This is a genomic window from Paractinoplanes polyasparticus (assembly GCF_019710575.1).
GTDB lineage: Bacteria > Actinomycetota > Actinomycetes > Mycobacteriales > Micromonosporaceae > Actinoplanes > Actinoplanes polyasparticus.
This window is the reverse complement of record NZ_JAHWFK010000047.1, coordinates 26,651-50,967: the sequence shown is the minus strand read 5'-3', so window position 1 is coordinate 50,967 and position 24,317 is coordinate 26,651. Positions and strand designations below refer to the sequence as shown.

The 24,317-nt window shown below is 70.9% G+C and carries 19 protein-coding genes; 11 read left to right on the top strand and 8 right to left on the bottom strand.

Features of this window, described 5'->3' with window-relative positions; translation table 11 throughout:
- Positions 1-1,837 precede the first annotated feature (1,837 nt).
- Positions 1,838-2,713, bottom strand: coding sequence for a helix-turn-helix transcriptional regulator (locus tag KXC43_RS39125; RefSeq protein ID WP_221381287.1), 876 nt, complete (start codon positions 2,711-2,713; stop codon positions 1,838-1,840).
- Between the two features lie 87 nt (positions 2,714-2,800).
- On the opposite strand from KXC43_RS39125, the gene KXC43_RS39120 reads away from it, so the two are divergent.
- From KXC43_RS39120 to KXC43_RS39105, 4 genes are all read left to right on the top strand, one after another.
- On the top strand, positions 2,801-3,766 hold the full coding sequence (locus KXC43_RS39120) for an SDR family oxidoreductase (protein ID WP_221381286.1): 966 nt from the start codon (positions 2,801-2,803) through the stop codon (positions 3,764-3,766).
- Between the two features lie 104 nt (positions 3,767-3,870).
- Positions 3,871-4,188 carry a hypothetical protein gene (locus KXC43_RS39115; RefSeq protein ID WP_221381285.1) on the top strand — a complete coding sequence of 106 codons (318 nt, stop codon included), beginning with the start codon at positions 3,871-3,873 and terminating at the stop codon, positions 4,186-4,188.
- Positions 4,185-6,374 carry a bifunctional polysaccharide deacetylase/glycosyltransferase family 2 protein gene (locus KXC43_RS39110; protein ID WP_308129466.1) on the top strand — a complete coding sequence of 730 codons (2,190 nt, stop codon included), beginning with the start codon at positions 4,185-4,187 and terminating at the stop codon, positions 6,372-6,374. The genes KXC43_RS39115 and KXC43_RS39110 overlap by 4 nt, the downstream gene beginning before the upstream one ends.
- A gap of 57 nt (positions 6,375-6,431) precedes the next feature.
- Positions 6,432-7,826, top strand: a complete 1,395-nt coding sequence (locus KXC43_RS39105; protein WP_221381284.1) for a serine/threonine-protein kinase — start codon at positions 6,432-6,434, stop codon at positions 7,824-7,826.
- Here the strand turns inward: KXC43_RS39105 and KXC43_RS39100 are convergent.
- The 5 genes from KXC43_RS39100 to KXC43_RS39080 all read right to left on the bottom strand — a co-directional run bounded on the left by KXC43_RS39100 (position 7,804) and on the right by KXC43_RS39080 (position 14,172).
- A complete protein-coding gene (locus KXC43_RS39100; protein ID WP_221381283.1) occupies positions 7,804-8,526 on the bottom strand; it encodes a hypothetical protein in 723 nt (240 codons plus the stop codon). The genes KXC43_RS39105 and KXC43_RS39100 overlap by 23 nt on opposite strands.
- Positions 8,527-8,671: 145 nt before the next feature.
- The gene (locus tag KXC43_RS39095) at positions 8,672-10,495 is read right to left on the bottom strand and encodes a LamG domain-containing protein (RefSeq protein WP_221381282.1); all 1,824 of its coding nucleotides are present in this window, start codon (positions 10,493-10,495) and stop codon (positions 8,672-8,674) included.
- A gap of 86 nt (positions 10,496-10,581) precedes the next feature.
- Positions 10,582-12,036, bottom strand: a complete 1,455-nt coding sequence (locus KXC43_RS39090) for a GntP family permease (RefSeq protein WP_221381281.1) — start codon at positions 12,034-12,036, stop codon at positions 10,582-10,584.
- Positions 12,037-12,097: 61 nt separating this feature from the next.
- Entirely contained in the window at positions 12,098-12,691 is a 594-nt protein-coding gene (locus KXC43_RS39085; protein WP_221381280.1) for a TetR family transcriptional regulator, read from the bottom strand.
- On the bottom strand, positions 12,688-14,172 hold the full coding sequence (locus KXC43_RS39080; RefSeq protein WP_221381279.1) for a DHA2 family efflux MFS transporter permease subunit: 1,485 nt from the start codon (positions 14,170-14,172) through the stop codon (positions 12,688-12,690). Before KXC43_RS39080 ends, KXC43_RS39085 begins: the two co-directional genes overlap by 4 nt.
- Positions 14,173-14,225: 53 nt before the next feature.
- On the opposite strand from KXC43_RS39080, the gene KXC43_RS39075 reads away from it, so the two are divergent.
- The 4 genes from KXC43_RS39075 (at position 14,226) to KXC43_RS39060 (ending at position 16,490) form a co-directional block, all read left to right on the top strand.
- A complete protein-coding gene (locus KXC43_RS39075; protein WP_308129465.1) occupies positions 14,226-15,083 on the top strand; it encodes an amidohydrolase family protein in 858 nt (285 codons plus the stop codon).
- Between the two features lie 75 nt (positions 15,084-15,158).
- Positions 15,159-15,314, top strand: coding sequence for a hypothetical protein (locus KXC43_RS39070; protein ID WP_221381278.1), 156 nt, complete (start codon positions 15,159-15,161; stop codon positions 15,312-15,314).
- Positions 15,315-15,330: 16 nt separating this feature from the next.
- A complete protein-coding gene (locus KXC43_RS39065) occupies positions 15,331-15,699 on the top strand; it encodes an EVE domain-containing protein (protein WP_221381277.1) in 369 nt (122 codons plus the stop codon).
- Positions 15,696-16,490 (top strand): PfkB family carbohydrate kinase, encoded by a 795-nt coding sequence (locus KXC43_RS39060; RefSeq protein ID WP_221381276.1) that lies wholly within the window; start codon positions 15,696-15,698, stop codon positions 16,488-16,490. Before KXC43_RS39065 ends, KXC43_RS39060 begins: the two co-directional genes overlap by 4 nt.
- Positions 16,491-16,501: 11 nt before the next feature.
- Here KXC43_RS39060 and htpG read toward each other — a convergent pair whose 3' ends face one another.
- Positions 16,502-18,331 carry a molecular chaperone HtpG gene (htpG, locus tag KXC43_RS39055; RefSeq protein WP_221381275.1) on the bottom strand — a complete coding sequence of 610 codons (1,830 nt, stop codon included), beginning with the start codon at positions 18,329-18,331 and terminating at the stop codon, positions 16,502-16,504.
- Positions 18,332-18,395: 64 nt separating this feature from the next.
- Positions 18,396-19,679 carry a citrate synthase gene (locus KXC43_RS39050; RefSeq protein WP_221381274.1) on the bottom strand — a complete coding sequence of 428 codons (1,284 nt, stop codon included), beginning with the start codon at positions 19,677-19,679 and terminating at the stop codon, positions 18,396-18,398.
- A 163-nt stretch (positions 19,680-19,842) separates the two neighbouring features.
- Here KXC43_RS39050 and KXC43_RS39045 point away from each other — a divergent pair, with 163 nt between their 5' ends.
- The 3 genes from KXC43_RS39045 to KXC43_RS39035 all read left to right on the top strand — a co-directional run bounded on the left by KXC43_RS39045 (position 19,843) and on the right by KXC43_RS39035 (position 24,259).
- Positions 19,843-20,703, top strand: a complete 861-nt coding sequence (locus KXC43_RS39045; protein ID WP_221381273.1) for a universal stress protein — start codon at positions 19,843-19,845, stop codon at positions 20,701-20,703.
- Between the two features lie 52 nt (positions 20,704-20,755).
- Positions 20,756-22,987, top strand: coding sequence for a putative bifunctional diguanylate cyclase/phosphodiesterase (locus KXC43_RS39040; RefSeq protein WP_221381272.1), 2,232 nt, complete (start codon positions 20,756-20,758; stop codon positions 22,985-22,987).
- 489 nt (positions 22,988-23,476) lie between these two features.
- Positions 23,477-24,259 carry an exodeoxyribonuclease III gene (locus KXC43_RS39035; protein WP_221381271.1) on the top strand — a complete coding sequence of 261 codons (783 nt, stop codon included), beginning with the start codon at positions 23,477-23,479 and terminating at the stop codon, positions 24,257-24,259.
- Positions 24,260-24,317 lie beyond the last annotated feature (58 nt).

Sequence of the window (24,317 nt, the reverse complement as noted above, 5' to 3'; positions counted from 1 at the left end):
ACCGGATGCCGCCGCTCGCGCGGCGGCGACAGCCAGCCGAACCGCAAGGCCCGCTGCCTCGCACCCCGGGCCGGACGCGCCGCACGCCAACTGACTGCATCCAGCCGAACCGCAAGGCCGCCTTTTCTACCCTCGGGCGAGATGCTGCGCCGTTCGTGCGGGTGACAGTGGCAGGGCAGTAAGGTCGCCGGCGTGCACAAGCTCGGGGTGGCAAGTGCAGCCTGGCCGGAGCTCGGGGTGGCAACTGCAGCCTGGCCGGAGCTCGGGGGTGGCAACTGCAGCCTGGCCGGAGCTCGGTGCAGCCTGCGCCGAGCTGGGAGCAGCCAGCCCGGAGCTGGGAGCAGCCAGCCCGGAGCTCGGAGCAGCCTGGCCGGAGCTCGGAGCAGCCTGGCCGGAGCTCGGAGCAGCCTGGGCGGACCTCCAGGCATGCCACGTCGGCGATCTGCTGGGACGGCGGCGTGGCGTACGTCGCCAGCCTGGACGGCACGCCGGTGACAGCGCCGACGGAGTCGATCTGTGCACGCGGGGCAGCGACCGGCTCGACGAACGGGAGCGGCACAGATGAGACAACGACCGGCCCGACCGGACTGAGCGGCACAGACGAGACAACGACCGGCTCCACTTGCGCCGCGGAGGAAGTAGTTACTGGCTTGGCCGGCCGCGGTGTTGGAGCCGGCGCCGGCGTGGCTTGGTGAGCTGCGGAGCTGGTCGAGGACTCGGACCAGTCGCTCCAATCCGACGCGGCAGCGGCGCGGCGCAAACGGCTCAGCTTGGCGAAGTGCCTTTGTTGAAGGCCCCAGGCGCGGTGCCGCTCGTGTTCGCGGCGAAATTCCTCACCTGCGGGCGAGTAGTTTCGGCGCCGGGTCCGGTCACGCATTTTTGCCAACTCTGCCGAATTGAACAATTGCAGCTGCCGCATGCCTATATTGTCCCGCGCCGGCTATCAGAATGGGCGCCCTCGGGGCCTATTGATCATGCCAAAGTTGGGTGATTAATCGACCACTCGACTAGGATTCGATCATCACCGACGACGCAACTGCCTACAATTTCGTCCCTATCCGCTCTCTCGACGGCGGGCACCTGCGCGCAGAAGATCAGCAAGCCAGCCTGCCTGCCTGCCTGCCTGCTTGGCGGCCTACCTGGCGGGCTGGCTGGCTGCCGGGCTGGGCGGCTGGCTGGCTGCCGGGCTGGTGGGCTGCCGGGCTGGTGGGCTGCCGGGCTGGTGGGCTGCCGGGCTGGTGGGCTGGCCTGCCCATTCAGATCATGCAGCAGCGGGGGTCGCCACGACGGTCTCAATCCGGGCGCGTTGAGTTTCGGCGCTCTCGCCTACGAGCCTGAACCTCTCAACATGTGAGCGTATCGACCGGTGACGGTTCATTGGTCACGCGTGACGGCCGAGAAGCCGAAGGGTGCGCGGAAATAAAACAGACAAGCACTTTCGGCTGACCGCCAATAGTCACCGGACGCACCGCCACACAAGATCGCGTCCGCCGAAGCGCGCAGATCGAAGAGCGATAAGTAAAAGCACCGCCACGTGGTTGTTGTCGTTAACTAACGCAACCACGACGCCTCGCTCGTTGCCAACCACCGACGCACCGCCACCGGCCGCACCTATCCGGACCACGACGACACACCGCCTGGCGAGCGCCCTAACCACCCACACACCGCCACCGGCCGCACGCGCCCCGACCACGACGACACACCGCCCGGCGAGCGCCCTAACCACCCACACACCGCCACCGGCCGCACCCACCCAGACCACGACGACACACCGCCCGGCAAGCACCCACACACCGCCGGGAACTACCGCACCAGCGCCGACCCACCCGGCCAAGACCTATCCGACCCCGGCGCTCCCATCCATCGCAGCATCTCGACGTGCAGAACCAGACCACCAAGGAACAGTCGCAGAGCCGAGCACCCCCAACTTCTCCGCATCGACCGTCCCGGCATCAGGGTGATAGACGACCAACATCACCCCGTCGGTGTCGCTGACGTGCAGCTTCTCCCGGTGCAGGGTCAGCTTGCCGACGGAGGGATGGTCGAAGCACACAGCAGCACCGCCTCGATGGCGTACGTCGTGGCGGGCCCACAGACGACGGAAGAGAGGGCTGGCCAGCGAGAGCTCAGCGACCAGCTCCACCAGGCGCGGATCGTCGGTGTCGGCGCCGGCTGCCTCGCGCAGGTGGGCCACCATCGTGGCCGCGGCCGCCTGCCAGTCGGGGATGAGGGCCTGTTCGCCCTCGTCGAGCAGCACGTCGCGCAGCCGGTTGGCGCCGGTCACCATGCGGGGGGAGAGGGCGGTGGCCAGGGGGTTGGCTGCCAGAACGTCCATGAAGCGGCCCTCGACGAAGGCCGGCAGCGGCAGCTGCGCGACCAGGGCGGCCGTGCTCGGTGGCACGACCTCGTGGCGGCGCGGGGAGCGGGGGCGGCGGGAACGTTCCGCGCCCAGGCTCAGCAGGTGGGCGCGGGCGTCGTCGTCGAGCCGGAGGACGCGGGCCAGCGATTCGAGCACCTGCACCGACGGGTGGCGGCCGCGGCCGCGTTCCAGGCGCAGGTAGTAGTCGGCGCTGATCCCGGCCAGCATCGCGACCTCCTCGCGGCGCAGGCCGGGCACCCGGCGCACACCGGCCGCGGGCAGGCCGGCCTCGTCGGGGGTCACCAGCGCGCGCCGGGCTCGCAGGAACGCCCCCAGCTGCCACTGTTCGGTCATGTGACCACGGTAGGTCGGTGCCGGGCCGCCTGCGGGGGTCTGCTGGACCCCTGCCTGTCCGCGGGCGGCCGGGCAACCATGGTCGGCATGACCACTGTTCTTGTCACCGGCGGGTCCGGCTTCATCGCCGGGCACTGCATTCTCCAGCTTCTCGACCAGGGGTACGACGTCCGCACGACGGTGCGCTCGCTGAGCCGCACACCCGACTTCGCGGGGGTCGGCTTCGCCGAGGCCGACCTGCTCAGCGACGACGGCTGGGCCGAGGCCGTCCGGGGCTGCGACCACGTGCTGCATGTGGCCTCGCCGGTCGCGCCCGGCCCGGTCGAGAACGAGGACGACCTGATCGTCCCGGCCCGCGAGGGCACGCTGCGGGTCCTTCGGGCCGCCCGTGACGCCGGGGTGGGCCGGGTCGTGCTGACCTCCGCCTTCCACGCTGTCGGGTGGGGGTACCCGCACGACGATCGCGTCTTCACCGAGCAGGACTGGACCGTGCTCGACGGGCCCGGCACCGACGCCTACGGCCGCAGCAAGACCTTGGCCGAGCGGGCTGCGTGGGACTTCATGGCGGCCGAGGGCGGCTCGACCGAGCTGGTCACGATCCTGCCCGTGGCCGTGATGGGGCCGGTGCTCGGCGCCCAGATCTCCGGCGCGAATCAGATCGTGCGGCGGATGCTCGACGGGCAGATGCCGGCCCTGCTCAATCTGTGGTTTCCGATCGTCGACGTCCGGGACGTGGCGAGCGCCCACGTCGCCGCCCTGACTGCCGACGGCGCGGCCGGGCAGCGTTTCCTGGTGTCCGACGGCCCGGCCATCCCGATGGAGCGGATCGGCGCCGTCCTGCGGGAGCACCTCGGCGACGGCGCAAAGCGGGTGCCGACCAGCGTCCTGCCCGACGATCAGGCGCCGGCGGCGGTCCAGCCCGATCTCGGTTACGCCCGGCGTATGTCCAGCGAGAAGGCGCGCCGCGTCCTGCGCTGGACGCCGCGCCCAGCCGAGGAGGCCGTCATCGCCGCCGGTCGCAGCCTGATCGAACGCGGCCTGGTCACCCTCTGACGAAGCCGCCGGGCACGAGCCGCCGAGCACGAGCCGCCGGCCCGGACAGGGGGCGGGCGCCGGCGGAAGTGCGCATCCTCCGTGCATCTTCTACCGTCGATGCTGTGGCGGAGGAGCCGAACATCGGTCGAGCGCCCGTCGGCCGCCGGTCCCGGGGGCGGGCCCGGGTCGGGCGCGCGGTCGGGAAGGCCCCGCTGCCCGAGCACGCACGGACGGAGGCGTTCGAGGTGGGCGGGCCGGCAGCACCGCCCGTGTTCGTGGATCCCTCCGGGGGCCGGCGGCGGTGGGTGCGCCGCACGGCGTACGCGATCGGGGTCCTGCTGGTTCTGGCCCTGCTCGCCATCTGGGTGACTCAACTGCTCGAACCGGCCCGGCCCCCGGCCCCCGCGCCGTGCCCGAGCGCCGCGAGCTGCCCGCGGTGACGGTCTACCGGTCCGCCCCGCCGCCGCACGACCCGGCGGAGTCGACCTCTCTGCTGCCGCCGCTGCGACGCCGGCGGCGGATCAGGCGGCGCCGGGTGTTGGCGGGCGCGCTCGGGCTCACGGTGCTGTTGCTGCTGGCGACCGTCGTGCTGGTCGAGGTCTACACCGACGCCGGCTTCACCCCGGACGGGACGACCCCGGCCGGGACGGCCGACACCGAGGTGCCCCGCGCGGTCCGCGAAGGCGGGCCGGTGATCGACCTGACCGGCGGGGGCGAGGTGCGGACGTACGGGATGCCCGCCCGGACGATCGCGCTGACCTTCGACGACGGGCCCGATCCGCAGTGGACGCCCAAGATCCTCGACGTGCTGGCCCGGCACCACGCGCCGGCCACCTTCTTCGTCGTCGGCTCGCAGGTGGCGAGGCACCCGGACCTGACCGGGCGGATCGCCCGCGAGGGCCACGAGCTGGGCGGTCACACCTTCACCCACCCCGATCTGGCCGGGCTGCCCGAGTGGCGGCGCGAGATGGAGAACTCGCAGACCCAGCTGGCGATCGCCCACGCCACCGGCCGGGCGACCCGGCTGATGCGCCCGCCCTACTCGTCGTTCGCGGACGCGCTGACGGACAAGGACTGGCAGACCGTGCGGGCGGTCGGCGGGCAGGGCTATCTGACCGTGCTCGACACGATGGACAGCGAGGACTGGAAGCGGCCCGGCGCCGACGCCATCGTCCGCAACCTCACCCCGAAGGGCGACGCCGGGCAGATCGTGTTGCTGCACGACGCGGGCGGCGACCGCTCGCAGACCGTCGCCGCCCTCGATCGGCTGATTCCCCAGCTGCAGAAGCGCGGCTACCGGTTCAGCACGGTGAGCGCGGCGATCGGGGGCCGGATCAACCCGCCTGCCGCCGGCGACGCGGTCTGGCGCGGACGAGCGCTGGTGTGGACCGTGCAGGTGGCCGACGCCGTGCTGGCCGCGCTGTGGGTCCTGCTGATCACGGCGGGCGGGTTGATCGTGATCCGGACGCTGATCCTGTTCGCCTTCGCGTGGCGGCACTCGCGGCACCGCCGGGGACCGGACTGGTCGTGGGGGCTGCCGGTGACCTCGCCGGTCACCGTCGTCGTACCCGCGTACAACGAGGAGAAGACGATCGGGCCCGCGGTGCGCTCGCTCGCCGCCTCGGCCCATCCCGGCGTCGAGGTGCTGGTGGTCGACGACGGCTCGACCGACGGCACGGCCGACGCCGTACGGGATCTGCGGCTCGGCAACGTCCGGGTCGTGCGCATTCCCAACGGCGGCAAGGCCGGCGCGCTCAACGCCGGGGTTGCCCTGTCGCGGCACGACCTGGTCGTCATGGTGGACGCCGACACCTTGGTCGAGCCGGACGCGATCCACCGGTTGGTGCAGCCGTTCGCCGACCCGCGGGTGGGTGCGGTCGCGGGCAACGTCAAGGTGGGCAACCGGCGCGGGCTGATCGGCCGGTGGCAGCACATGGAGTACGTGATCGGGTTCAACCTGGACCGGCGGCTGTACGACACGTTCGGGTGCATCCCGACGATCCCCGGGGCGCTCGGGGCGTTCCGCCGCGAGGCGCTGACCGGATCGGGCGGCCTGAGCACGGACACGCTGGCCGAGGACACCGACCTGACGATCGCGCTCCACCGGGCCGGGTGGCGGGTGGTCTACGAGGAGTCGGCGCGGGCCTACACCGAGGCGCCGGCCACCGTACGGCAGTTGTGGCGGCAGCGGTACCGGTGGAGCTACGGCACGATGCAGTCGATGTGGAAGCACCGCCGGGCGGTTCTCGACCGGGGCGCCTCGGGCCGGTTCGGCCGCCGCGGCCTGCTCTTCATCGCGTTGTTCAGCGTGCTGTTGCCGCTGCTGGCGCCACTGGTCGACCTGATGGCGATCTACGGCCTGCTTTTCCTCGATCGCCAGGTCACCGTCATCGGCTGGCTGGCCATGCTGGTCGTGCAGGTGCTGACCGCGGTGCTGGCGTTCCGCCTCGACCACGAGCCGTTGCGCCCGCTGTGGAGCCTGCCGTTGCAGCAGATCGTCTACCGCCAGGTGATGTACGTTGTGCTGCTGCATTCGGCGCTGGCCGCGCTCACCGGGCGCCGCCTCGAGTGGCAGACGATCCACCGCACGGGCGATCTCAGCTCCGCGCCCGTTCCCGGACGTTGACCGTGATCGTTGGACTGCCGCGTATGTTCTGATCAGCAAATGGGCAGAGGAGGTGGCATGCCATCCCCAGGAGAGTTGATCGGTGACCGATACCGGCTGGACGACCGGATCGCGGCCGGCGGCATGGGCGAGGTCTGGCGGGCCACCGACACGGTGCTCGGCCGCGACGTCGCGGTGAAGACCCTGCACGCCGACCGGGCCGGTGATCCGGGCTTCCAGGAGAGGTTCCGGCACGAGGCCCGGTCGATGGCGGCGCTGCACCACCCGGGGGTGGCCGACGTCTACGACTTCGGCGAGACCGCGGACGGCACCGACGCGTACATCGTGATGGCCCGGATCGACGGCCAGCCGCTGACCGAGCGGATCGCCGAGCGGGGCCGGCTCACCGCGGCCGAGACGATGTCCGTGGTCGCGCAGGCGGCCCGCGCGCTCGAGGCCGCGCACGAGGCCGGCATCGTGCACCGCGACGTGAAGCCGAGCAATTTGATCATCAAGGACGACGGCACCGTGGTGCTGGTCGACTTCGGGGTGGCCCGCTCGGCCGGCTCGTCGACGCTGACCGGCGCCCGCGAGGTCGTGGGCACGGCGATGTACATCGCGCCCGAGCAGGTCTCGAAGCAGACGACCGGCCCGCCGGCCGACATCTACGCGCTGGGCGTGGTCGCGTACCACTGCCTGGCCGGGCACCCGCCGTTCACCGGCGACAACCCGATCGCCATCGCGATGCAGCACCTCAGCGAGCCGCCACCCGACCTGCCCGAGGACGTTCCACCGGCCGTACGGGCCGTGGTCGTGCGGGCCATGGCCAAGAACCCGGCCGACCGCTTCCCCACCGCCGCGGCGATGGCCGAGGCGGCCGACCGGGCCGTCTCGGGCGGGGACACGACCGCGATCCTGGCTGCTCCCCGCTACGGTGCGGTGCCCACCCCGACGACGCTGGCCGAGCCGCTCGGCCCGGCCGGACCGGCCGGACCGCGCCGCAAACTGGTCGTGCTGGCCGGCGCCGGGGCGCTGGTGCTGGCCGGGGCGGTCGCGGCCATCGCCTTCGCGGTCGCCGACCAGGACAACAAGGCGCCCGGCCCGACCACACCCTCCGGTTCGGTGCAGGGCTCGGTCGGCTCGGGCGACAAGCCGGCCACCACAACCGGGACGAAGCCGCAGAACCGCCCGACCACCCCCGCCCCGTCCCGCACAAGCACCCAGCCGGCGCCGCCGCCGGACACGCCGACCCCGACGGTGACGGAGACCCCGAGCGTCCCCGATCCGGGCGAGTCGGAACCCGAAGCTCCGGAAACCACCCCCGAAGCCCCGGAGACCACGACCACGCCGCCGGGCGACGGGAACGAGGGCCCGGGCGGCGGGAACGAGGATCCCGGTGGCGGGAACGACGGCCCCGGCGGCGGTGGCGGGGACACCGAGGCCGGGTCGGTCAGGACGAGCGGCTCGCCATGACCTGGTCGCTGAGGTCGGCGACCTGCTGCGAGAGCTGCTCGACAGCGTCGCGCAGCTTGGGCAGGTAGTCGTTGGCGATCGCCCCGGCGCGGATGTTGGCCGTCACCAGCGCGCCGTCGGCCCGCTGCGACGCGCTGCCGGTCGCCTTGCCGACGTTGAACGCCCAGATGTCGTCGACCTGAGCCTTGACCTGCTTGGCGATCTCCGCGGAAATCCACTTCTTGTCGTCTGCGGTGAGTGCCACGGGAACGTCCTCCAGATGCCAGGAAGCCGTCGAGGCTTCGTGGGCCGATGTGTACGAGGAAGAGAAGTGCGCATGGTGGTCGTGCGGGTTGGAGCCGGTGTAGTTCTGCTGCCGCCAGCTGTTGCTGGCCGACCAGATGCGCCGGTTGTAGATGATGTAGCGCAGCCGCTTCTCCGCGCCCGAGCGGCACCGGGTCAGCAGGAACTGCACGACCTTCTCCATCGACAGCCCCGGCACCCGCAGGTTCACGTCGACGTCGATGGCGTGCACCTCGTTGACCCGGTCGGCGTCGCGGATCGGGACGTTGCCGGTCTCGTCGGGGTTGTGATCCGACTGGCTGTCCTGATGCGCCGCGTCGCCGACCGAACCGTCACTGGCCTTGTCACGGCTGGGCGCGATCGCGTTGAACTCGGAGCGCAGCTTCACCAGGCAGGGAACCAAGATCCAGCTGGCCATTCGTCAGCTCCTCACGCTGAGTAGACAACGGCGGGCAAGGCTATCAGTACCCGTACGCCGGGGTCATCACTCCGCTCAGGGATGGATTGTCCCTTGTGGGATAGTCAACTCCCCACTGTGATCATCACAGCCAGTGACCACCGCGTCATCCGATGTGGATCCACGCGTCGTCCAGAGCGCCGTGGAACTGGTCGTTGTTCGTGCCCACACCCTTGCCACCCAGGCTGAACGGCTGCTCGGAGTCGATCGACAGGGCCGCTGGCACGGCCGCCGTCGCCTGCACCTGATCGTCGACGGCGATGGCCAGCGTCGGTCCGGTGCGGCGGCATTCGACGGTGTGCCATTCGTCGTCCGCGATGGAGGTGCGACTCCGGACGATGTACGAACCCTCACCCGTACGGTCGGTCAGGACGCAGCTGGGCTTGCCGGAGACACCGTCCACCTGGAGCTTGTACTGACCACCGGCCGCGGCGTAGCCCTTCTGCAGGATGTTCTGCCCGTCCTGGCCCGTCGCGCCGGCCGGCGGGGAGGCCAGGCGCACGCTCGCGCCGTAGCGCAGCGGCTGGGCCTGCGGGTTGAGATCGTCCGTGGCCTCGGCCTGCAGCACCAGGCGGGGGCACGACGGCTCGGAGCAGCGCGGCGGGAAGGTGATCGCCTGGCCCGAGCCGTGCGGCTCCATCGCGACCTTGCCACCGTTGCGGGTCACCGCGCGCAGCAGGTGTCCGTGGCCCGAGCCGTCGTCGAAGGTGCCGTCGGCGATCGTCGAGTCGAAGTTGTACGAGGCCACCGGTCCGCCGGCCGGCGCCGACTCCGCACGCGGGGTCACGCCGGCGAACGCCACGTACCGCTTGCGCGAGGTCGCGCCGACCGTGGTGAAGTCGCCGACCGCGCTGATCGAGCCCAGGGACGGACTTGTCGCGATCTGGCGGGTGCCGGCCACGCCGTTGGCCTGCGGCGCCCACGGCAACAGGTTGCCCTGCGCGTCGATCGCGGCCAGCTTGCCGCGCGGCACCGAGCCGTCGGTGCAGACGCCCTTGGCGCCGTTGTTGGTGGTCGTGCACGCCTTGTCGAAGTGCCCGCCGACGTAGACCGTGCCGTCGAGCGTCGCGATGGCCTGCGCGTCACCGTCGAATACCCGCGTCCACCGGGTGGCGCCGTTCGGGGCGTACGCCACCGCGCGCCCGCCCTGACCGCCGAGCGCCGCATAGACGCCCGAGGGGTCCGCGGCCAGCGCGAACACCTGAGAGACCGGCTTGGCGCTGAACGTGGTGTCGAGCGCCCCGGTGACCGGGTCCACGGCCGACAGGCGAAGCGTCGAACCGACGTTGTTCGTGCGGTGGAACCGGCCGCCGACGTACACCCGACGGGCCGTGACGGCCATCGCGTTGACCACGTCGTCGGTCGTCGGCGCCCAGGCGTCCAGGGCGCCGGTGGACAGGGTGAACGCGGCCAGGTTGGTGCGCGGCGCCCCGTCGACAGCGGTGATCCGGCCGCCGACGTACAGGCGCCCGTTGCCGGTGACGAGCGCGTTGGGCTGGCCGAGCACCGTGTGCCGCATGGCGGTCAGCTGGCCGGTGGTCGCGCCGAGGCCGGCGACGGCGTCGCGGGCGGTGCCGTTGACGGTGTCGAAGTCGCCGGCCGCGTAGACCACATCCCCGGCCACGGCGAGCGCGCGCACGTTGGCGTCGGCGCTCGGCTTCCAGTCGAGAAGGGCTCCCGTGCGGGCGTCGAGCGCGGCCAGCCGCGTACGGGGAAAGCTCTTGGAACCGACGACGGCGCTGGTGAAGTTGCCGCCGACGTAGACGGTCGAACCGCGGTAGGCCACCGCGTAGACCGGGCCGTTGAACGATGGCGAGGTCACCGGCTCTCCGGTGACCACCTCGGCGATCGCGGCGCCACCGGTGGCGATCACGACGGCCCCGAGGACGACGGTCAGGCTACGGCGGACGGCTTTTCGGATGTAAGGCACATTGCTCGTTAACTACGCTTCCATCCCGGAGATGCGCTCCCGATCAGGTGGCAAAAGCGACCGAACGGACGACGTTCCCCGCGCCGTCAGACGAAGACGCTCAACACCATCACGCAGGCGAAGCCGACCACCGAGATGATCGTCTCCATCACCGACCAGGTCTTGATGGTCTGGCCCACGGTCATCCCGAAGTACTCCTTGACCAGCCAGAACCCGGCGTCGTTGACGTGCGAGAAGAACAGCGAGCCGGCCCCGATGGCCAGCGCCAGCAGCGCCACCGTGGGCTTGTCGAGGGTGGTGGCCAGCGGTGCCACGATGCCGGCGGCGGTGATCGTCGCGACGGTGGCCGAGCCGGTCGCGAGCCGGATGCCGACCGCGACCAGGAAGCCCAGCACCAGCGCGTTGATGTTCGCGTCCTTGGCGGCGTCGGCCACCACGTTGCCGACGCCCGCGTCGACCAACACCTGCTTGAAGCCGCCGCCCGCGGCCACGATGAGAAGAATGCCGGCGATCGGCGGCAGCGAGCCGCCGATGACCGCCGAGGTCTGCTCACGGTCGAAACCGGCTCGCCTGCCGAGCGTCCACATGGCCAGCAGCAGGCCGAGCAGCAGCGCGACCACCGGCTCCCCGAGCACCTCGAAGAAGCCCCGGACGCTGTTCCCCTCGGTCAGGGTCAGCTCGGCGACGGCACGGGCGAGCATGAGCACGATCGGCACGAGGACGGTCAGGACGGCCGCCGCGAAGCCGGGATTGCGCCGGCCCGCCGGCAGCTGCTTGTCGACCAGTTCGGCCGGCTCGCCCGTCGCCGGGTTGGCCACGTCGTCCCGGTCGACGAAGTCCTGGCCCCCGGCCGGACCGGCGGCGGCGCCGACCAGGGCCGGCACGGGCACGTGCACGCGCTTGGCGATCCAGTTGCCGAAGACCGGCCCGGCGATGATGACCGTCGGGATCGCGCAGATCAGCCCGAACAGCAGGGTCAGGCCCAGGTCGGCGTTGAGGTTGGCGATGGCGACCAGCGGTCCGGGGTGCGGCGGCACCAGGCCGTGCAGCACGGACAGGCCGGCCAGCGCCGGGATGCCGATGCGGAGCAGGCCGATGTCCGTACGCCGGGCCACCAGCAGCACGATCGGCACGAGCAGCACCACGCCGACCTCGAAGAACAGCGGCAGCCCGATCAGCGCGGCCACACCGGCCATGGCCCAGGGCAGGGCCGAGCCGGTGACGCTGTTGACGATCCGGTTCACGATGCCGTCGGCGCCGCCCGACTCGGCCAGCAGCGCGCCGATCATCGAGCCGAGCGCGATCAGCAGCCCGACATTGCCGACGGTGCTGCCCAGCCCGGCCGTGAACGAGTCGATCGTGGCTCCCGGCGACGCTCCCGCCACGAGGCCCAGAGCCGCGGAGCCCATGATCAGAGCCAGGAACGGATGCCACTTCGCCCACGCGATCAGCAGCACCACAACCACAATGCCGAGCACGGCGGCGAGCACGAGCTGCCCGGTCCCCGCGTCGGTGATCGCCTCAGCGGCCAGCATCGTCATGATCGCGCGGTTACCCCGCCGAACGATCGTTCAACCGCCATGATCGAAAATGTCGGATGATTCAGAGCTCGAGGGGCGCCAGGTGCTCACGGACGCTGATCAGGGCCCGCTTGACCCGGTCGAAGTCGTCGGGCTGAAAGCCGGCCGTGTGTGACGGATAGAGGAACGCCAGCAAGACGCCGACCAGCGCGCCGGTCAGGGCCCGGGCCCCCGCGTCGTCGGCCGGCACGCCGAGGCGCTCGGCGATCACGCCGGCCAGCATGTCGACGGCGTCGAGGGTCTGTTGCTGCTGGCGGGCCTTCAGCTCGGGCACGGTGCGGAACAGTTCCTGGCGGCGGCGCTCGCTGACCCACTCGTCCTCGGTGAAGCGGTCGAAGACCTCCCGCATGCCGAGCAGCACCGCCTCGACGACCGGGGTCTCGGCGGGCTGGTCGCGGATCGCGGCGAGGATCAGCGGGTCGTAGTCGTCGGTGAGGACGACGTCCTCCTTGGTCGGGAAGTAGCGGAAGAACGTGCTCGGCGAGACCTCGGACGCCTCCGCGATCTGCTCCACCGTGGTCGCGGCGTAGCCCTGCTCGGTGAACAGGCGCATCGCGGCGTCGCGGATGGCCGCCCGCGTCTTCGCCTTCTTCCGCTCCCGCAACCCTGAGGTCATAGCAGTGATTCTGCCAGCACCTCCGGCTGCGGCTCGGCGGCGCGCTTCGGCATGACGGTCAGCGCGAGCACCACCCCGGCCAGCGCGAGCGCCCCGGCCACCAGCAGAGACCTTTCCATTCCGTACGCGAAAGCCTGCTGCACCGAGGCCAGGAGCCCCACATCGCCGGTTTGCCGCGCGACCGCCACACCCGAGGTGACACTGTCGGCGGCCACCGAGGGCACGCGTTCCCGGTACGCCGAGTTCAGCACCGTCCCCAGCACGGCCACCCCGATCGCCCCGCCGACCTGGCGCATCGCCTGCAGCAACGCGTTCCCGACGCCGCTGCCGGTCGGCGGCAGCGCACCGAGCGCCGCGTCCAGCGCCGGCGGCATGGTCAGCCCGAGCCCGAGTCCGGTGATCGTGATCCAGACGGCGATGTAGCCATAGCCGGTGGTCGCCGTGGTCTGCGCCCCGAGCAGCGACGCGATCGCGATCAAACCGAGCCCGCCCGCGATGACCAGCCGCGCCCCGAGCCGCCGGGCCAGCTTCTCGGCGAACCGCGCGCCCACGACCAGGCCACCGATGACCGGCAGCAGCCGCAGCCCGGAGCCGAACGCGTCGTGGCCGCCGACCGCCGAGAACAGTTGCGGCAGCGAGAACAGCAGGCCGAGCATCGCGAAGCTGGCCACCGTGGCCAGCACAGCGCCGCCGGTGAAGGCGCGGTTGCGGAACAGCGCCAGGTCGACCAACGGGTGGGCGGCGCGGCGCTGCCACAGCATGAAGCCGGCGAGCAGCGCGATTCCGGCCGCGATGGTGATCAGCGACCGGGCGTCGGACCAGCCGCGCTCGCCGGCCTCGATGATCCCGTACGTGACCCCGGCCAGCCCGGCCGCGGAGAGCACGATGCCCGGCAGGTCGAGACGGGAGCGCGCGCCGTGCGACTCGGGCAGCCAGAGCGTCAGCGCCAGCACGCCGGCCACCACGACCGGCACGTTGATCAGGAACACCGAGCCCCACCAGAAGTTGTCGAGCAGCCAGCCGCCCAGCAGTGGGCCGAGGGGGATGCCGAGCGCGCTCGCGGTCACCCAGATCGACATGGCCCGGGTCCGCTCCCCCGCCGGGAAGAGCACGGTGAGCACGGCGCCGGAGAGCGGCATGATCACGGCCGCGCCCAGGCCGAGCGCCGCGCGGGCGGCGATGAGCTGGCCCGACGTCTGGGCGTAGGCGCAGGCGACAGAGGCGGCGCCGAAGAGCATGAGGGCGCCGATCAGCATGCGCCGGCGGCCGAGCCGGTCGCCGAGCACGCCCGCGGGCAGCAGCGCCGCCGCCAGGACCAGCAGGTAGGCGGTGGTGAACCACTGGAGGTCGCCGGTGGTGGCGTCGAGATCGCGGGCGAGGGTGGGCAGCGCGACGCTGAGCACGGTGGTGTCGAGGCCGACCGCAAGCGTGCTCAGCGCCACGGCGGCGAGCGCGTACCAGCGCGAAGTGGAAGTCAGCATATTTTGATAGTAGCTGTCATTTGGTTGTTAGTGTCAATGCCTAGACTGGCGACGTGATCGAACGCCTCGCCCTGCCCGGCCTCGCCGACGTGCACACGCACTTCCTGCCGCCTCGCATGCAACGCCGCGTCTGGGAGTACTTCGACCGGGCGGAACCGGCGATCGGCCGCCCGTGGCCGATCACCTATCGCGGCTCCGAGCAGGAGCGCCTCGACACGCTGCGCGGGCTCGGCGTCACGATGTTCAGCGCCCTGGCATACGCCCATCGCCCGGCCATGGCGGCCGACCTCAACGACTGGACCCTCGCCTTCGCCGAGCGAACGCCCGGCTGCCTGCCCAGTGCCACCTTTTTCCCCGAGGCAGGCGTGGAGGCGTACGCGCGGGATGCTCTGGACCGTGGCGCCCGGATCTGGAAGCTGCACCTGCAGGTGGGCGGCTTCGACCCGCGCCTTCCGGAGCTGGACGCGGTGTGGGGCCTGCTCGCCGAGGCCGGCGCCCCGGTCGTCGTGCACGCCGGCTCCGGGCCGGTGGCCGCCGGCTTCACCGGACCCGGCCCGATCGGCGAGGTGCTGACCCGCCATCCTTCGCTGGAGGTGATCGTCGCCCACGCGGGCGCGCCCGAGTACGACGGCTTTCTCGAGCTGGCCGAGCGCTACGCCGGCGTCCGGCTCGACACGACGATGGCGTTCACCGACTTCTTCGAGCAGCTGGCGCCGTTCCCCCGCGCGCTCCGGCCGCGGCTGCGGGATCTCGGCCTGGCCGGCAAGGCGCTGCTCGGCAGCGACTTCCCCAACATTCCGTATCCGTACGAACACCAGCTGGAGTCACTGGCCCGGCTCGAGCTGGGCGACGACTGGTTGCGAGCCGTCTGCTGGACGAATGCGCAGGTGCTCTTCGCGCCGCGCGGGTGAAGGTGCGCCAAAGGCGTGCGCCGACGTGCCACGATCATGTAGGCAGACGCCCGCACCGGGAAGGGAGCCGGTCCCATGAAAAAAGCCCTCGGCTGGATCGTGCTCGTCCTCGTCATCTTCTACATCGGCACCAATCCCGGCCCGGCGTCCGAGATCGCGCAGGGCATCGGCGACGGCATCGCCGAGGTGTTCCGCAACATCGGTGTCTTCCTGCGCGAATTGTCGGACTGAGCAGCAGACTGGGTAAATGGCGTACTGGCTTCTGCAGCACAATCCGGCGCGGGGCGAGTGCGGCAGCGGCGACTGGACGGTCCGCCGCTACCGCGAGCTGATCACGGCCGGCGACGGCGTGGCGCTCTGGCTGAGCGGGCGCGACGGCGGGGTGGCGGCCGTCGGCACGATCACCGAGGCGCCGCACGACGGGCTGATCACCGTCGACTTCGCGCGCACGTTCACCGGGCGGCCCATCCGGCGCGACGCCCTGAGGGCCGACGAGCGGTTCCGCGACGCGCTCGTGCTGCGTATGCCCGGCGGCAGCAACCCGTTCCCGCTCACCCCCGCCCAGTGGCAGGCCGTCGAGGAGCGCGTGCCCGGTGCGGCGCCGGTCGCGGAATGATCCTCTGCGTCGGGCTGGCCACTGTCGACCTCGTCTACCGGGTCGGCCGGATCCCCGGCGCCGACGAGAAGGCCCAGGCCACGGCGTTCGAGGTCGCGGCCGGCGGTCCGGCTGCCAACGCCGCGGTCACGGCGGCCGCGTTGGGCGCCCCCGTCACCCTGGTCACCGCGATCGGCTCGCATCCGCTGGGGGCGCTCATCCGCTCCGATCTGCAGAACCACGGCGTACGGGTGATCGACACGGCCGCCGCCTCCGGGGCCCCGCCGCCGGTGTCGAGCATCGTGGTCGCCGGCCACGAACGCACGATCATCAGCCGCAACGCCGGTGAGCTGGAGTTCTCCGTACCGCCGGAGGGCTTGCCGGAAGCCGCGCTGACGCTGGTCGACGGGCATCACCCCGCGCTCGCCGTGGCCGCCGCGCGGGCCGCGCGCCGCCTGGTGGTCGACGCGGGAACGTGGCGGCCCGTGTTCGCCGACATCCTGCCGTACGCCGAGGTGGTCGCCTGCTCGTCCGCGTTCCGCCACCCCGCCGGCGTCGTCGAGGCGCCGCATGTCGTCGTCACCCACGGTCCCGCCCCCGTGACCTGGACCTCCGGCGGCGTCACGCGGTCGGTGGCCGTCCCGCCGGTCGACGCCGTCGAGACCTCGGGGGCAGGCGACGCGTTCCACGGCGCGCTCGCCTTCTTCCTGGCGGGCGGTTCCACCATGGAGGACGCGCTGGCCGAAGCGATCCGGGTGGCCGGGGTGCGTGTGCGGCACCCCGGCGCCCGGGACTGGCTGGATCGTCTTTAGACCATGCGTCTTCAGACCGTGCGGGCCAGGCGGTCCGCGAGGAGCTTGGCGAAGCGGGCCGGGTCCTCCAGGTCGCCGCCCTCGGCCAGCAGCGCCGTGCCGTACAGCAGCTCGGCCGTCTCGGGCAGCGCCGCGTCGTCGGCCCGCTGCTCGTGCGCCGAGCGCAGCCCACCGACCAGCGGGTGATTCGGGTTCAGCTCGAGGATCCGCTTGACCCGCGGGCCCTCCTGACCCATCGCCCGGTACATCTTCTCCAGCGCCGGCGTGATGTCGTCGGTGTCGCTGACCAGGCAGGCGGCCGAGGTGGTGAGCCGGTGTGAGAGGCGGACGTCCTTGACCTGCTCGGTCAGCTGCTCCTTGAGATAGGTGAGCAGCGGCGCGAAGTCGCCCTCGGGCGCCGGCTCCTCCTTGTCCTTGGGCAGGTCGACCGAGCCGCGCGCGATGGACTGGAACTTCTTGCCGTCGTAGTCAGGCACGGCCTCGACCCAGATCTCGTCGACCGGGTCGGTCAGGATCAGCACCTCGTACCCCTGGGCCTGGAACGCCTCCATGTGCGGCGAGTTCTCGACCTGGGAACGGCTGTCGCCGGTCAGGTAGTAGATCTCGTCCTGGCCCTCCTTCATCCGCTCGAGGTAGGCGGTGAGCGTGGTCGGCTCGCTGCCCGCGGTGGAGGCGAAGGTGGCGACGTCGAGGATCGCCTTCTGGTTGTCGGAGTCGTTGAGCAGGCCCTCCTTGACCGCCCGGCCGAACTCGCGCCAGAACGTCGCGTACTTCTCGGGATTGTTGTTCAGCAGGTCCTTGATCGTCGACAGCACCTTCTTGACCAGCCGCCGGCGGATCATCTGGATGTGCCTGTCCTGCTGGAGGATCTCGCGCGAGATGTTCAGCGACAGATCGGCCGCGTCGACCACGCCCTTGACGAAGCGCAGGTAGTCGGGGATCAGCTCACGGCTGTCGTCCATGATGAAGACGCGCTTGACGTAGAGCTGGAGGCCGCGGCGGGCGTCCCGCTGGAACAGGTCGTGCGGGGCCCGGGACGGCAGGAACAGCAGGGCCTCGTACTCGAAGGTGCCCTCGGCCCGCATGTTGATGATCTCGAGCGGCTCGGACCAGTCGTGGCTGATGTGCCGGTAGAACTCGTGGTATTCCTCGTCGGACACCTCGGATCGCGGGCGCGCCCACAGGGCCTTCATCGAGTTGAGCGTGTCGTCGCCCATCCGGATCGGGAACGAGATGAAGTCCGAGTACTTCTTGACGATCTCGCGGATCTTCGGGCTGTCCGTGTAGTCGTAGAGCGCGTCCTCCTCGTCCTTGGGGCGCAGGTGGACGGTGACGGTCGTGCCGATCGGCGCGTCGGGCGCGTCGTCGATCGTGAAGGTGCCCTCGCCGGTCGACTCCCAGCGGGTGCCGTGCCCCTCGGTGCCGGCCTTGCGGGTCACCAGCTCGACCTTGTCGGCGACCATGAAGGTCGAGTAGAAACCGACGCCGAACTGGCCGATCAGCTCGGGGCTCTCCTTGGCTTCCTTCAGCTTGGTGAGCAGCTCGGCCGTGCCCGACTTGGCGATCGTGCCGATCAGCTCGACGACCTCCTCGCGGGTCATGCCGATGCCGTTGTCACGCACGGTCAACGTGCGGGCCTCGGCGTCGGCCTCGAGCTCGATGTGCAGATCGGTGGCGTCCGCCTCCAGACCGTCCTGCAGGGTCGCCAGCCGCAGCTTGTCCAGCGCGTCCGAGGCGTTCGAGATCAGCTCGCGCAGGAAGATGTCCTTGTTCGAATAGATCGAGTGGACCATCAACTGCAACAACTGCCTGGCCTCGGCTTGAAACTCCAACGTCTCCATGCGCTGATGTTACGAAAACGCCCCGCCGGATCTCCGGCGGGGCGTCTTCAATTACTTCGATCGGTCAGCGCTTGTCGATCGCGACGAACTCGCGCTCGGCGGCGCCGGTGTAGAGCTGCCGCGGCCGGCCGATCTTGTTGGCCGGGTCGTTCATCATCTCGGTCCACTGCGCGATCCAGCCCGGCAGGCGGCCCAGCGCGAAGAGAACCGTGAACATCTTGGTCGGGAAGCCCATCGCCTTGTAGATGAGGCCCGTGTAGAAGTCGACGTTCGGGTAGAGCTTGCGCGAGACGAAGTAGTCGTCGCTGAGCGCGATCTCCTCCAGCTGGAACGCCAGCTCGAGCATCGGGTCGGGCCGGTCGAGCGTCGAGAACATCTCTTGCGCGGCCTTCTTGACGATGGCGGCCCGCGGGTCGTAATTCTTGTAGACCCGGTGGCCGAAGCCCATCAGCTTGACGCCCTTCTCCTTGTTCTTCACTCGCGTGACGAAGGAGTTGACGTCGCCGCCGTCCTTGCGGATCTGCTCGAGCATCTCGAGCACGGCCGCGTTGGCCCCGCCGTGCAGCGGGCCGGAGAGGGCGTTGATGCCGGCCGAGACCGACGCGAACAGGTTGGCCTGCGCCGAACCGACCAGGCGGACCGTCGACGTGGAACAGTTCTGCTCGTGGTCGGCGTGCAGGATGAACAGCATGTCCAGAATCTTCGCGACCTTGGGGTCGACGTCGTACTGAACCGTGGGCAGGCCGAAGGTCATCCGCAGGAAGTTCTCGACGTAGTCGAAACTGTTGTCGGGGTACGGCAGCGGGTGGCCGATGGACTTCTTGTACGCGTAGGCGGCGATGGTCGGAAGCTTCGCCATGAGCCGAATCCCCGAGATCTCGACCTGTTCGGGATCGAGCGGGTCGAGCGCGTCCTGATAAAACGTCGACAGCGCGGTGACGGCCGAGGAAAGAACGGCCATCGGGTGCGCGTCACGCGGGAACCCGGAGAAGAAGGCGCGCATCTCCTCCTGCAGGAGCGTGTGGACGCGAATCTTGTCGGCGAAATCCTTGAGCTGCTGGGGCGTGGGCAGCTCGTCGTGCATCAGGAGGTAGGAGACCTCGAGGAACGACGACCGCTCGGCCAGCTGCTCGATCGGGTAACCGCGGTAGCGGAGAATGCCGGCGTCACCATCGATGTAGGTGATCGTCGACGTGGTCGAAGCAGTGTTCACAAAACCCTGGTCGAGGGTGACGAAGCCGGTCTCCTTGAGGAGGGCGCTGACGTCGATGCCGCCCGGGCCCTCGACCGCCTCGCGTACCGGCATCGACAGCTGGCCACCAGGGTGGTCGAGCTTGACATCCGTCATGTATTTCCCTCACTTCACCGGCAGATGTCCCACAAATTTTGTAGTTCACCGTAAACCCTCAACCTGAATGGGTCATCAGGCGGATCCCTGCTGAGGGATTGATCACGAAGAGTGGCGCTCTTGTATAGATAATGGTTGTAGTCGAACGCGGAGGTGCGACCCGATGCCGAATCCGAGTCCGAGTCCTGTGGTGGTGGGGGTCACCGGCACCTCCGCGGGTCTGGCCGCCGTGCGGCTGGCCGCCCGGGAGGCCGTGTCGCGCGGCCGGGAACTCCGGATAGTGCACGCTTTCGCCTGGTCGCACCCCCGCCTCGATCAAGACTACGACCGGGCCCGGCGGGCCGCATCTCAGGTGGTCGACGCGGCCGTCGCCACTGCCCAGCGTTCCACACCCGGCGTCCGGGTGCAGGGCCAACTCGTCGACGGGCTGGCCGATCGGGTGCTGCTGCGCCTGAGCCGCACTGCTGAGCTTCTCGTGCTCGGCGACGACGACCTGGCCACCCTGCCCTGGCTGCCGTCCGGCTCGGTGCTGGTGCAGACGGTCGCCCGGGCCTGGTGCCCGGTGCTGGTCGCGCGCGGCCCGCGGCCGCAGGCCGGGCCGATCCTGGCCGCGGTCGACGGCTCGCACTCCTCGCTGCTGGCCCTGCGCCAGGCGGCCGAGGAGGGCGCCCGCCGCAACGTCGGCGTGATCGTCGCCCATGTCGTCGAGGAACCCGGCCCGGCGGCCGAGGCAGCGGGCCGCGACGTGCTCGCCCGGGCGGTCGAGGCCGTGCCCGAACTGGTCGACTACCAGACCCGGCTGCTCACCGGATCGCCGGCGGCCACTCTCGTACGGGCCTCGGGCCGCGCCCGGGTGACCGTGCTCGGGCCGCGCGGCACGCACGCCGCGGGCCTGCTCGGCTCGGTGGCCCGCACCGTGCTGCGCCGGGCGGCCGGCCCCACGCTCTTCGCCCACGGCGGCAGCATCCCGGCCCAGCGCACCCCACCCGCGCTGCGCCGCACGGGAACGGCGCTCGCCCGTTAGCCAACTGGCGGCGGCTCTCAGCCCCGGGCGGAAACGTCCGAAACGAAGAAGGATGACCAGGAACTGGCGGCTGTTCGCGTCGCTGGGTGTGCTGGCGACCGTCGTCTACACCGTGAACGTGTCGCCGGCGGTCAACGCTGCCTGCATGCTGACGGTCGCGGCGGGCTCGGTGTGGGCCTGCTTCGCCGGTCCCCGCCGGCACGGAGCGGAACCGCCCGGCGCCTGGCTGCTGCTCGGCGGGGCGGTGCTCGGCTGCCTGGCCGGGGTGCTGCTGCGCCCGGCGGTGGAAAATCTGCCGGGGCTGTGGCCGCTGCTGGCCGACTGCGCGACCATCAGCAGCTACGGCATGCTCTGCGCCTTCCTCCTCACCATGGTGCGGCTGCGGCAGAGCCTCGACCGGCATGCGGTGCTCGACACACTGATCGTCTGCGTGGCCGGCGCGCTCGTCGTCGGCCTGTTGCTGGCCGCGCCGGCGGCCGAGATCTCGGACCGGCCCGAGCCGGTGTCGTTCGTGGCCGGGCTCTATCCGCTGTTCGACGTGGTCGTGCTGATGCTGCTCATCAACCTGACCTTCACCGCCACCACCTGGCCCGCCAGTCTGGTCGCCCTGATGTGCGCGATGGCCTCGATGTTCGTCGGGGACACGGCGTACGCGATAGTCGGCGCCAACGGCATCACGTACGCCTCCCCGCTGTTCGACGCCCCGTTCCTGCTGGGTTTCGTGCTCATCGGCGTGACCGCTCTGCATCCCTCGGTGACCCGGTTCGGGCGGGCCGCCCGCCCACCCGTACAGGCCTGGTCCGCGCGTCGCATAGCCGTGCTCGCACCCGCTCTGGCCAGCCCGTTCGTGCTGCTGACAGTGCTGGACAGCCCGAGCGAGCGGGCCACGATCGCGGTGGCCGGCCTGGTGATCGTGGCGCTGCTGCTGGTGCGGGCGATCGGCGCCGTACGCTCCCAGGCCGCGGCCCAGCTGCGCGCCGAGCATCAGGCCATGCACGACGCGCTGACCGGCCTGCCCAACCGCCGCGAAATGGGCGAGAAGATCACGCGGATGCTGTCGCGCGGCCGCGGCCAGGTCTGGGTGCTGCTGCTCGACCTGGACGGCTTCAAGATGGTGAACGACGGCTGGGGTCATGACACCGGCGACCAGCTGGTCATCGAGGTGGGCCGGCGGCTGCGCGCGGCCCTCCCGGCCGCGGTTCCCGTCGGCGCGCTCGGCGGCGACGAGTTCATGCTGGCCGTGGCGGGTGACCGGGCCGACGCGGACGCGCTGGTCGACGTCGTCCGGAACTGCTTCTCCCGTACGTTCCCGGTGCGCGGCACCGAGCTGACCATCACCTGTTCCATGGGCCTGGCCTCCGCCTCGACCCCGGCCGCCTCGGCCGAGTCCCTGACGCGCGAGGCCGACACCGCGATGTACCGGGCCAAGGCCGAGGGCCCCGGCACCTGCACGATCTTCGACGCGGTCATGCACGACCAGGTGCGGGAACGGATCGAACTCGAGGTCGAGCTGCGCAAGGCGCTCGGCCGCGACGAGCTCACCGTGGCCTATCAGCCGATCGTCGACCTGATGCCCGGGGTGCCGGCCGGCGCCGAGGCCCTGGTCCGCTGGAACCACCCGGTGCGCGGACCGATCAGCCCGGCCCTGTTCATCCCCATCGCCGAGGACGCCGGGCTGATCGGCGACCGGGTCCGCCAGGAGTCGCTGCGCCAACTGGGCGAATGGCGCGCCGACGGCACGGTCGGCGACGCGTTCTACGTCTCGGTCAACGTGTCCGGCCGCCAGCTGCTAGACCCGAACCTGCCGCTGGTGCTGGCGGCCGAGATGCAGGCGTACGGGGTGCCTCCGCACAGCGTGGCGGTCGAGATGACCGAGACGGTGCTGGTCGACTCGACCGGCGTGGCCGGCCGGGTGCTGTTCGAGCTGCGCGAACTGGGCTGTCAGGTGCTCATCGACGACTTCGGCACCGGCTTCTCGGCCCTGGGCTACCTGCGCCGCTTCCCGGTCACCGGCATCAAGATCGACCGTTCCTTCGTCACCGGCCTGGGCAGCAACCCCGAGGACGACGAGATCGTCCGGGCCATCGTGGCCCTGTGCCACGCGCTGCGCCTGAGCGTGATCGCCGAGGGCGTCGAGACCCGGGTGCAGCGCGACGCCCTGGCCGCAGTGGGCGTGACCCGGGGCCAGGGCTGGCTGTGGGGCCCCGCCGTGCCCCCGGCGGAGTTCGCGCGTCACTGGCATGCGGCGAACGCCGCCGCCCTCGCCGGCCACGACCACGACTGATCTGTGGACAACCGGCTGCGCCCGCTTGACAGGCGATAGTCTCCCTTTCCTATCCCCTCTGGGCGGGTGGGGGCTCGGGATGGCCCGGCGCGGTGAAAAGATCGCTTTTCGGGCGGCCGGTCGGGAACGGGCAGGCCGGGTGCTCGCATGCTGAACAACCCGCGGCTGCCAACTGGCATCGCGGTCAGAAGTCGGGCATTATTCGCTGGCCGGGTTCGCTGGTAACGCGGATCACATTCGGCTTATGTTGGATGGCGGAAGGGAGACGGCATGGCGGCGCTGGTGGGCTCCGAGGGAGCTGTGGTCTGGATGGTCGCGGTGCTTCTCGTTCTCACGGGAGGCCTGACCGTCGCGCTTCTCGCCGCCACGCGATTCACCCGCCGTCCCTGACGCCCGACGGGCGGCCCTGACGCCTGCCGGATGCCCGGCGCTGCGTGACTCGCCGCGGCGGAAGAAGCGGTTCGGGCGCTGATGTAGCAGGGTGGGTGGATGCGCTTCGCTACGTGGAACGTCAACTCGGTCAAGGCCCGGCTGCCACGCCTGCTGGAGTGGCTGGACAGCACCAAGCCGGACGTGGTGTGCCTTCAGGAGACCAAGGTCGCGGCCGACGGCTTCCCCTCGGACGAGGTGCGCGAGCTGGGCTACGACACCGCGGCGTACGGCCAGGGACGCTGGAACGGCGTCGCCCTGCTGTCCCGGGTCGGGCTTGAGGACGTACGCCACGGATTCGACGGGGAGCCGGGATATCCCGAGCCGGAAGCGCGCGCGATCAGCGCCCGGTGCGACGGGATCCGCTTCTATTCGATCTACGTGCCCAACGGGCGTACGCCGGAGGACCCGCACTACGCCTACAAGCTGTCCTGGCTGGCCGCCCTGCGCACGGTGCTCGCGGCCGAGGCCGGCACGGGGCCGCTGGTGGTCGCCGGTGACTTCAACGTCGCGCCCACCGACGACGACGTGTGGGATCCGAGCGTGTTCGCCGGCTCGACCCATGTGACCGCGCCCGAGCGTGACGCGCTGGCCGAGATCCGCGCGGTGGGGCTGCGCGACATCGTGGCCCGTCCCATGAAGGGGGACCATCCCTTCACCTATTGGGATTACCGCGCCGGCATGTTCCACCAGAACAAGGGGATGCGGATCGATCTCGTCTATGCCACCCCATCGGTGGCCGACCGGGTCGCAGACGCGGTGGTGGACCGCGAGGCGCGCAAGGGAAAGGGCCCCAGCGACCACGCCCCGATCGTGGTGGATCTGAGCGCCGCCCCGGCCTGATCAACCACCTGGGCACGGCCGCCCGGCCCGTGAGCCCGTAGTCTGAGGGATAGAAGAT